At 28.4% G+C, this 682-nt stretch carries 1 protein-coding gene; it reads right to left on the bottom strand.

What is annotated here, in order from left to right; all coding sequences use genetic code 11:
* The coding region (locus tag L8X27_RS07955; protein ID WP_263681181.1) for an Ig-like domain-containing protein at positions 1-646 on the bottom strand (646 nt) is incomplete at its 3' end.
* Positions 647-682: the final 36 nt, after the last annotated feature.

The raw sequence follows: 682 nt of genomic DNA, 5'->3' as shown, positions 1-682 counted from the left end.
CAATCAAGGTAAGCTGTTTATATATATAAATTTCATCTGTAAAAAAATCCGCTGACTTATTTTTTGTTTTCATATATTTAAATTGAATATTGAAATTACTACACAATGGATTCGATACTCCATAAAATTCCAAAGTAGCCTTACCATTTGAATTTACTCTAACATGATCTTGCTTTGGTTTAGCCGCTGATAAAAAATCATGATATATTTCAATTTCTGTATTCGGGATTAAATTACTTACCTCAAGATCAAAATCTTGATTTAATTCTATGGTTTGCTTATAACCCTTATAGCTAGGATAAATAATACTAGGAATATATTCTTTATCTACATAAGTAATAGTAGTGCTAACACTTTGTCCAATAGTATTTACATTAATTACAGGGTTATCTTTAAATGGAGCTTTGGAAGTAATAGTTGCTTTAGCTTCACCACTAGAATTAAATGTTGTATCATGATCATTTAAAGTAGCGTCTCCACTTATATTCCACTCTACTTTAGCACCCTTTTTACCATCTTTTAGCGTGATATTGGCTTGTGTATTTTCTTCTGTGTATATTGTCCTATCCCCTTCAAATTTTAATTCTCTTTGATAAAGCTTAATTTTATCTGCAGCAAACTCTATTTTACTTGTTCTTGTCTTCATATAATTAAACTTAATAGCAATATCTTTAACACTATA

The organism is Campylobacter sp. CNRCH_2015_1657, from assembly GCF_025772685.1.
Lineage (GTDB): Bacteria > Campylobacterota > Campylobacteria > Campylobacterales > Campylobacteraceae > Campylobacter_D > Campylobacter_D lari_D.
Note: the sequence above shows the minus strand (reverse complement) of the source record. Positions and strands in the feature narration are given on the sequence as shown.